Below are 8,164 nucleotides of genomic sequence, written 5' to 3'. Positions count from 1 at the left end.
GCGCGGTGTCGGTCGCGGAAAAACCCAGCTTCGGCAACACGTCGGCAACCACGGCGCGCGCGAGACTGCGGATGCAGGAAATGCCAAAGATGTTATGACCCTGAAGGTACTTCGTCGGATTGCCCTTGACCGAGATGCCCGAAACCATCCCCGACGGCAATGAACCCGTCTGCGCCACGGTGTAATCACTGTCAATGCTGGACACCGCAACACGGCTGGAATAGCTCCCCTCTTCGTCAAAGGTGTTCTCTACCCCGCGAAACATGACGAACTCCGAGGTAACAACGCCGTCATGGTCTATCACCATGCGACGCCCCTGCCGTATCGGCAGATGCGCAAGCGGTACCTCAATGTTCAGCCAGTCAATCATAGATTTGCAAATTGGAAATTTAGATAAATATGGCATTTACCCTACAATCTGTCAAGGAAAAATTTACAATTTGAGATTTATAACTCGCAAAGGCTCGCAAATGTCTGAATTTACGGATTTAATACTGTCTAAAAAAGACGAAAATACGAGTGTACGTCAGTACCTTTTAAGGCTAGGTATAGACCAACAGAAGTTCAACGGGTGGGTGAACGGTGCAATGCCAGACGATAAAATCGTGGCAAAAGTAAGTGAAGAGTTTGGAATAGATTTTTTGCTTTTATATTCAATGGCTAAAGTTAGCGGGAGAGGCGGAAGAGGCACCAGCACCAAAGCGCTTACAGAATGGCGAAAAATTTACAAGCAAAAAAAAGAAGAATTGTCAATAGAATGACGAAGAAATAAGGAAAACTCGACCTCAAAACATTACAGCCGGTTTAGAATATTCCCATTTTTGGGACAAAGTCGGGTACTACTACACCCGACTTGCGCCCTGCCCTATTCTTTCATGAACAACTGTTAACGTCCCCTGTCCTGCACCATCCGGGCGGCGGACGGGCTGCGTTCTGCTAACTCACAGGCTCCCAAGCAGATTCCAAAGGCCGCTACCCGCCGCAACCCGTTCGTTCCTCACGGGCGGCGGCTGCAACGCTTTTACACCCATGCGGGACTGCATCCCTGCCGCAGGTTCAGCGACACGTTCCGTTCACGCGTTGGCGGCATCCTCTCCTCTTGGACGCATCATGCCGCCTTCGGCTTTCCCGCCGTCAAGGGTACGCTTCGCCGCTGCGCGCCCTTGACTGCGTCGCCTCGTCGGCCTGGGCTGTCCAAGAGGATGGGATGCCTTGCCCTGTTGGGCAATCTGCTACCCGGCGAACAAACTGCCGCCGGACGCAAAAAAAAAGCCGCAGGGCAAAACCTGCGGCGGATACCGGGAAGCCGGTTATCTGTGAATGAAAGCGGCATACGCCCCCAGCAAGGTGGCCAGGACGATGAAGGGGTAGAAATAGGCTTCGACGATGACCTTGAAGGTGCTTTTTTCTTCATGCCGGGTTTCCGCCCGCAATTTGTCCACCTCTGCCAGCATCTTGTAAATGCGCGCCTGCGATTCCTGAATCTCGGCAATCATCTTTTCTTCGGAAAGGTTCATTTTTTTGCCCTCTTTTGCTGTTTGAAAATATCAATCTGCGCGTTGTCGGCAACATAGCCCTCTATCAACTTGCGCATCACCAGACTTGCCGTCAATCCCTGCCCCTCGCATTGCGAAACAAACACGGTCTTGAGGTCATCGGGTATCCTGCATCGGATTATGGTATCCATCCTGATTGCTCCTGTAGCTAAATAATGGCTATATTGTAGCCACAAAATAGCCACATGGCAACCCCTGAACATTACAGGATTATTAACACATGAGCCTCAAAATCAGCGACCGCGAACGTATCCAAATCCTACATATGCCCCACGGCGTGAGGGGTACTTATCTATTGTGGCGCATCGGCATCAACCCCAAACACTTCGTCAGCCGCGAAACCTATGCCCGGCACCGCCAACAACTGGCCGAAAAATGGGGCATTGATATCACCGCCCTGCCCTCGCCCACTACCCGGAAAAAATAAAGCCCCGTCAATGGCGGGGCGATAAATGTGTCCTCAAATGAGGCGAAAAAAGCGGAAACAAAAACGGCAAATGGCTCAACGGTGCGGGTTACGGGTTTTGCAAGCAAAAAATATACAGTAAAATCACATACTTAAGGTTCATTCTACGAAGTTGAATAAATTTATTGCGGCAGATTTTGCGCGGCCATTCGCGGAACATTCCGCCGCCATTTGTTTCCCGCATTATGTTTCATTCAATCATTCATTGTGCTGTGGCCGCCGCGCTCAATGCTTGTCGCGCGCTGGCGCGGGCGCGCGCTCCTTCGTCGCTCTCGCCCGCTCCGCGCGCTTGTCGCTGGTCGCCCGGCGCCTGTCGCGTCGGATCAAAATAACCATCACGCACCCGCGCAAGGCACACCTCCCGCGGATAATCGCGCATCAGTGAACCCTGCTGCGTGTAACAACGGCAACCGCGCTTTTTGCTGTTCATGCACTGCGCCCGCGGAAAATCCTTCGGCTTGCGCAACTCGTCATATGCCGGCGCGGTCTCCGGCATCGCCTCAATCCGTGGCACATAGGCAGTCAGCGGGTTAAATCCGGCACCGGAAGCGTCAGAGACGCCTCCGGTCCCCGCTTTCCCGCCGCAGCCTCCGCAACCGGTGCAGCCGCCGCCGAAACTTCCGTTTCTGCCGCCGCCTCCGCCCTGTTGCCGCCCATATCGCGCACCGAGGTAATCCCGTGCCAAATAAGCCACAGAAACAGGAGCACCGCCGGCACGCCGTACAACACCGCAGGCGGTATGCGCTTTTGCACGGTGTGCAGACTCGACGATTCATAGAGTTTGTAGGTCTTCTTCGATGGCCGGTAAATTTTGTGTTCGTATTCCTTGCGCAATACCGATTCACGTTCGGTCGCGGGAATAATGCCGGTAGAAATGTAGAGATGCGCACGATTCCAGCCGTATTTGCGCAGATAGTGATAATGCTCGTCCACCAGCGGGCGAATGCGCGAATTGATGAGATGCACGCCCTGGGTAATCAGGAACAAATCAAATCCGTGATGCCGGTGCGTTTCCAGCTCGGTAATCGTCAGCTCCTGCTTCGCGGCCGAATTGGTTGCACCGAATCCTGCCGTTTCTTTTTGGCATTCATCAACCACCACAATGGCCCCGTCTGGCAACTCATACCATTTGCGCGGGTCATCCAGCCATTTCCAGCCCTCAACCTTGATGCCGTTGATGTTGGTGTAAACATCACGCACCAGCCCCTGCTTCGCCTGGTCCTGCTGGTATTTTTGCACCCGTTCGATGGTGGAAAGAGTCTTGAAACTCCCCGGCTTGCCTGTAATCAGAAATATCATGTTTAACCCAACATCGTTATTTTGGACGCGCCCTTGATTGAAAATTTGAGCACATAGGCGCTGAAGATAATGGAAAGAAATACGTCAAATTGTGCCATCGACAACATTTGCAAAATGAACTCCGGCAAATGCCCAAATTGCGCCATGATTTTTTGCAAAACGCCTTGCGCGTAGATGTCAAATCCCTTGTAAATCACATAGCTAAAGCCAATCAGCGCGAGCAGGCGAAAGACCATGAAGGCCAGCAGAAACAGAAACGCTTTCGCCAACCCGCCCAGCATTTTGACCAGCATGAAGCGAAAAAACGCCCCCAATATCGGACCAAGCAACGGCATCAGTCAAATCCTCCCGAAACGATACGAAACCCAATGAAATAACCTACAGCAACAACGAAATAACCCACATAGGTGAGAAAAAGGCACAACATCGACCAGTCAATGGTGAAACTGATGCCGCTCACCGTGTATTTCTGCGGCGCCATGCAGGCATGGTTGTTCAGAAATCCGCGATCATCGAATTTGTTGGCGTAACTCGCCACATCGACCTCTTTGCCAAACTGGTTTTTGATGTCATCCGTGGTCGGCGCCTTGCCCAATCCGGTCTCATCGGCAATCTCGCGCTCGCCGATGCTGTCACCAAAGCCTTCTTTCGCCCCGTCCAAATCGCCCTCACCGCCGCCAGTCGCCGCGCACGTCTGCTCAAACTGAAGTTGCAACTGGTAGCAGGTCGTCGCATCGCCGCGGCAGACGGGCTTTTTCCCGGTCTTGCAGTCGCCTTTCGCGCCGAGGTCAGTTCGCCCGGATTCGGCCAGGCACGACGTCCGCCATTGCTCACGCGCAATGTAACATTGCACCTGATCGCCCTTACACACGGGCGCCCGGCCAGTCTTGCAGTCGCCGCCGCTAATGCCGCTGCCCTCGCCCTTGTCGTCCTTCCCGTCGTGTTTGCCGTCGCCGTCGGCGCTGCTGCCGTTGCCGCCCGTGCCGCCGCCGGGATTGCCGCCCGGCGTGCCATTGCCGCCGTCCTTGCCGTCGGCTCCCTTGCCGTCATGACCGGACTGGCCGGGGCTGCCGCCTCCACCACCTCCACCACCGCCGCCGCCGCTACCGCCGCCCGGCTTTTTCGGGTCGGGCTGATTCGGCTCGTCCGGCTTCTTCGGATCAGGTTTCTTCGGGTCTTCGGGCTGTTTCGGATCGCCCGGTTTTTTCGGATCTTTGGGCTTCGGCGGTGTCAGCGCGCAGTCGCCCGTCGGTTCGGTACCCCTTTTGTAGTATCCCCTGTGTGAGGGACACAGAAGCCATTGGCTGCCTCCGCCGCCTTCATCGCCATCCTTGCCGCTTCCATCGCCGCTTCCGCCGCCCTGAGGGCCTCCCTTGCCGTCTCCATCGCTTTCTCCGCCGCCTTCATCGCCTCCGTCGCCGATGCCGTCGCTGTCTCTGCCTCCGTCATCCGGTTGCTTCGGGTCGTCTTCTCTATCGCCTTTTCCTTCGCCGCTCGATCCGCCTTCGCCTTCGCCTGCGCTGCTGTCGTCTCTACCGCCATCGCCGGGCTTGTTATCATCAGGCTTGCCATCGTCATCAGTATCAGATTTTGGCGGCTCAGGATCTTTGTTGTCATCGGGTGGTGGGGGTGCACAAACGCCTCCTGTTTGATATTTTGTAAATCCTTTGCGTGATGTACCATCTTTTTCATTTACAACGGGATTTCCGTCCACAAAATTGAAAACCTTATAACGGACAGTACAATTGTTTTCGCATTGGGTGAAGCTATCAGGATACCACTTTCCGGCATCTTTGCCTTTCGGCGCACGCATCCAATGTAGAGTTTTCCATGATCCAGATAAATCAACACCATCAGACGAACCATTATTTAAGATGCTTTCCACTTCACACGTCTTCTCCTCGGCATAGTATTCGCTCATCTCGAAACCACGAAAACCGTTCTCACCTTCCTTCCAGCACTTCCCGCGGTCTTTTCCGAGGCTTCTTCCCGGCACCGTTCCAATATAAGCGCAGGCAGCAGCGGGGCTAGAAAAAGAAAACCTGTTACCGGTATGGGCGTTGTACCAGAGTTTTCCCGTTTCCGCATTCGCCACACCCGAAAACAAAAACGCAAAGGTATAAACAACCGTCACAAAAAATGCCAAAAAATACAGCAGCGCCCAAAGAAAACGAAAAATAAACCAAAAATGCTTTATTGCTGGCCTCATTGCCACATCACCATAAATGCAATTGCAACAAACGTCGCAATTATCAGTAACCCCAAATTGTATTCAATCACTGTTAAAAAAGCGGGGTTGCCCCCGCTTTCCTCATAGCGCCTTGCGAATGAGCTTGACGACGAAGAAACCGGCCAACGCGGCAATCACCGCCACATATACCGGGTTCGCGTCTTTGGCAGCGTCCTGGACGGCCTTCACCGCCGCCGCTCCCATTCCTTCCTCGGCCAGTGCGAACGGCGACGCCAACGCAAAGGCAGAAAGGGCTATCAGCTTGTTTTTCATAGCTATTCCTTATGTTGAAAGTTGCTTACCTATAAGGCGCGCGACGAAAGCAACACCTATCGCGGCCCACAATACAGATATGATGGTTATCATCTCTGAAATCTGCATTGTCCTTTCCGCCGGAATCGCAAGGCAATTCTGCGGCGCCCCCTGCACTACTTCGCAGAGGAAATATCCGGTCATGATGCCTTCTGTTCTTTCTGCGCTTCGCCAATGATTCCCAAAACACGAACCCGCGGCGTTTTGCCCGTCAGGTCAATGTCCACGCTGAAATCGTAAACTTTCATCGGCTGCAATGTCCGGCATTGCGCAAACAGGCCATAATCGGCATTGATAACGTCAACCCCGTAACCGGTTATGTTCTCCCTTTTGGCCATCTCGGTAGGCACCAGATAGAGCTTCGCCCCCTGAACCGGACGACCCGTCTTGTCGTCGGAAAAGTTGTAACAACTGGCACCAACGTATATGTAACGTGATACGGTTTGCATGGTTTATTCTTCCTCGTCTTCTTCATCATCATAAACAAAATGGTCTTCACCCAAATCATATAACCGAACCAAGTTCGAGTTATATTCTTCAATCAATTGCTCAATTAAATCTTCATATTCCTGAATGGTTTGCCTGTGTGATTCAACCAGTGATTCAATCTCGCCATTGCGATTCTCAAGCCAGTCTATTTCTTCCTGCTCTTCTTCACTCCTCATTCGCCATCCTCCTCAAACTGCTCAATCAGGTTTTTAATCTGCTCAATCCGCCCGTCATTCTCGCGCCTCTCATCCGTCAACTCGCTCATCGCCCACGAAAGTTCTCCAAGCTCCTTCTCAATCTGCACATTACGGCTTAAAAGCTCCTGCAATTCGTCCTCCAATTCAACCTTTTTCATTTGTCTCTCCCGCCTGTATTCCAAATCTATCTCAACAAGATTCAAATTGTACAAAACACTCACTGCCACTTTTTACCTTAATTGTTTAACCTCATCAAATACCCCAAAAAGAAAAAACCCAAAAAGAATCAGATGGTTTATTCTTCCTCGTCTTCTTCATCTTCGTTTATCGCTTCAAGTTGGGATTTCATTTCTTCAATCTCTTCCTTCATCTCGGCAATCTGGTTCTCTAACGATGCAACTTCTTTCCTCTTTTCTTCCAGCTCCTCCTCAACCTCGGCCAAGTAATTCGTTAAATCATCAATCTGTTCTTCCAGAAACATCTTCTCAATCATCATAAAACTGTTCCTTATCCCTTGTTTTATCCGGGCGGCAAGCGGGCTGCGCCCTGCTAACTTGCAGGCTCCCAAGCAGGTTCCGAAGGTTTCTACAAAACGCTTACTTCACCCATAAAGGGTCTGCATCCCTGCCGCAATCACAATACCCACAACAACATTGTGATTCTTCCCGCATTTGTTCCAGCTCTGCAATCTGTGATTCGATATTACTTCTTTCTGCAATCAAATAATCAATATCTTGCAAGCAATATTCACGTTCTGCTTCTGATTCTTCAGGAAGCCAATATTTGATTTCTTCAATCTCCATTTCAATATCATGCAAACGCAGATACAAATCCTCTATTTCAAATTCAATGCTTAACATCACGCTACCCGCAACAGATACGGCTGCAAACGCGGCGGTATCTCTACGACCTCCATCGGTGCCAGTACCTTTATCGGACGCACTATCGCCGTCCGGTCTTCCGCCATTATCGGCGGCTTGGAAATATCAATCCCAATCTTCAACAACTCGGCGCGATGGCGGTAATAGGTTGTTTTTGACATCAGCGACTTCAAATCACGACCCGCGCGCCACTTTTCTACAGTGCCCTGAAAACTGGGACTAAGTTTTACATAATCGTGTTCGGCTATTTCTTGGTTGCGCATGGTGATTCTCCCGGTAAATTCGTTAAATACTTCATCAAGTCTGTTTTGCAGCAAAACGGGATCGGTTAGTTGAAGACGGTCCAATATCTGTTTCTGTAATACGAGCTCTACACGGAGCTGTCCGGCGACGAATTGCTCGAAATCTTCGCGCGGCAAGAAATCCGGCAGGCGGTGCGCCTTTGAACGACTGGTGATTTCCAGATATTTGTTATAAATCTTGAGCGACCAGAGGCCGGAATGCTTGCCAATGTAGAAGGTGTTTTTGCAGAACTCGCAGCGGTCGCCACGGGCAGAAACGGTGTGCGGCATCATCCGCAGGTAATCGCGCACGTCCTGGTCGGTGCCGAGGCGGAACATTTTGGTGATGTCAATTTTGGTAACGCGGTATTTGCCTTCGTCGATTTGTTTGACGGCGCGCGCGGTGTCGGTCGCGGAAAAACCCAGCTTCGGCAACACGTCGGCAACCACGGC

Annotated in this window: 16 protein-coding genes; 2 read left to right on the top strand and 14 right to left on the bottom strand. The window is 51.9% G+C overall.

The genetic code is table 11. The features are described from left to right. Positions 1–370: phage/plasmid replication protein, II/X family (locus Q0349_RS01700; RefSeq protein WP_298079086.1), on the bottom strand; the 370-nt coding region annotated here is incomplete at its 3' end. On the opposite strand from Q0349_RS01700, the gene Q0349_RS01695 reads away from it, so the two are divergent. After that, a complete protein-coding gene (locus tag Q0349_RS01695) occupies positions 351–761 on the top strand; it encodes a hypothetical protein (protein WP_298079085.1) in 411 nt (136 codons plus the stop codon). The genes Q0349_RS01700 and Q0349_RS01695 overlap by 20 nt on opposite strands. A 549-nt stretch (positions 762–1,310) precedes the next feature. Here Q0349_RS01695 and Q0349_RS01690 read toward each other — a convergent pair. Beyond that, complete coding sequence (locus Q0349_RS01690) at positions 1,311–1,517, bottom strand: hypothetical protein (RefSeq protein WP_298079084.1); 207 nt, start codon at positions 1,515–1,517, stop codon at positions 1,311–1,313. Then, the gene (locus Q0349_RS01685) at positions 1,514–1,687 is read right to left on the bottom strand and encodes a type II toxin-antitoxin system RelB/DinJ family antitoxin (protein ID WP_298079082.1); all 174 of its coding nucleotides are present in this window, start codon (positions 1,685–1,687) and stop codon (positions 1,514–1,516) included. Before Q0349_RS01685 ends, Q0349_RS01690 begins: the two co-directional genes overlap by 4 nt. A gap of 89 nt (positions 1,688–1,776) precedes the next feature. On the opposite strand from Q0349_RS01685, the gene Q0349_RS01680 reads away from it, so the two are divergent. Continuing rightward, on the top strand, positions 1,777–1,983 hold the full coding sequence (locus Q0349_RS01680) for a hypothetical protein (protein ID WP_298079080.1): 207 nt from the start codon (positions 1,777–1,779) through the stop codon (positions 1,981–1,983). A gap of 241 nt (positions 1,984–2,224) precedes the next feature. Here Q0349_RS01680 and Q0349_RS01675 read toward each other — a convergent pair whose 3' ends face one another. From Q0349_RS01675 to Q0349_RS01625, 11 genes are all read right to left on the bottom strand, one after another. Then, a complete protein-coding gene (locus Q0349_RS01675; protein ID WP_298079079.1) occupies positions 2,225–2,518 on the bottom strand; it encodes a hypothetical protein in 294 nt (97 codons plus the stop codon). 26 nt (positions 2,519–2,544) lie between these two features. After that, entirely contained in the window at positions 2,545–3,321 is a 777-nt protein-coding gene (locus Q0349_RS01670) for a zonular occludens toxin domain-containing protein (RefSeq protein ID WP_298079078.1), read from the bottom strand. A 2-nt stretch (positions 3,322–3,323) separates the two neighbouring features. After that, positions 3,324–3,656 (bottom strand): DUF2523 family protein, encoded by a 333-nt coding sequence (locus tag Q0349_RS01665; protein ID WP_298079077.1) that lies wholly within the window; start codon positions 3,654–3,656, stop codon positions 3,324–3,326. Then, on the bottom strand, positions 3,656–5,530 hold the full coding sequence (locus Q0349_RS01660; protein ID WP_298079076.1) for a virulence factor TspB C-terminal domain-related protein: 1,875 nt from the start codon (positions 5,528–5,530) through the stop codon (positions 3,656–3,658). The genes Q0349_RS01665 and Q0349_RS01660 overlap by 1 nt, the downstream gene beginning before the upstream one ends. Positions 5,531–5,632: 102 nt before the next feature. Next, entirely contained in the window at positions 5,633–5,824 is a 192-nt protein-coding gene (locus Q0349_RS01655; RefSeq protein ID WP_281837952.1) for a hypothetical protein, read from the bottom strand. A gap of 179 nt (positions 5,825–6,003) precedes the next feature. Further along, positions 6,004–6,312 carry a hypothetical protein gene (locus Q0349_RS01650; RefSeq protein ID WP_298079074.1) on the bottom strand — a complete coding sequence of 103 codons (309 nt, stop codon included), beginning with the start codon at positions 6,310–6,312 and terminating at the stop codon, positions 6,004–6,006. Positions 6,313–6,315: 3 nt separating this feature from the next. Next, positions 6,316–6,528 carry a hypothetical protein gene (locus Q0349_RS01645; protein ID WP_298079072.1) on the bottom strand — a complete coding sequence of 71 codons (213 nt, stop codon included), beginning with the start codon at positions 6,526–6,528 and terminating at the stop codon, positions 6,316–6,318. Next, the gene (locus Q0349_RS01640; protein ID WP_298079070.1) at positions 6,525–6,707 is read right to left on the bottom strand and encodes a hypothetical protein; all 183 of its coding nucleotides are present in this window, start codon (positions 6,705–6,707) and stop codon (positions 6,525–6,527) included. Before Q0349_RS01640 ends, Q0349_RS01645 begins: the two co-directional genes overlap by 4 nt. Positions 6,708–6,844: 137 nt before the next feature. Continuing rightward, a complete protein-coding gene (locus tag Q0349_RS01635) occupies positions 6,845–7,045 on the bottom strand; it encodes a hypothetical protein (RefSeq protein WP_298079068.1) in 201 nt (66 codons plus the stop codon). 100 nt (positions 7,046–7,145) lie between these two features. Then, the gene (locus tag Q0349_RS01630; protein ID WP_298079067.1) at positions 7,146–7,409 is read right to left on the bottom strand and encodes a hypothetical protein; all 264 of its coding nucleotides are present in this window, start codon (positions 7,407–7,409) and stop codon (positions 7,146–7,148) included. Then, positions 7,409–8,164 (bottom strand): phage/plasmid replication protein, II/X family (locus Q0349_RS01625; RefSeq protein ID WP_298079066.1); only part of this gene is annotated, 756 nt, incomplete at its 5' end. The genes Q0349_RS01625 and Q0349_RS01630, both read right to left, overlap by 1 nt.

Origin of the sequence: uncultured Cardiobacterium sp. (assembly GCF_938028185.1) — a bacterium.
Classification (GTDB): domain Bacteria; phylum Pseudomonadota; class Gammaproteobacteria; order Cardiobacteriales; family Cardiobacteriaceae; genus Cardiobacterium.
The sequence above is the reverse complement of the archived record's forward strand: the minus strand, read 5'-3'. Positions and strand labels throughout refer to the sequence as shown.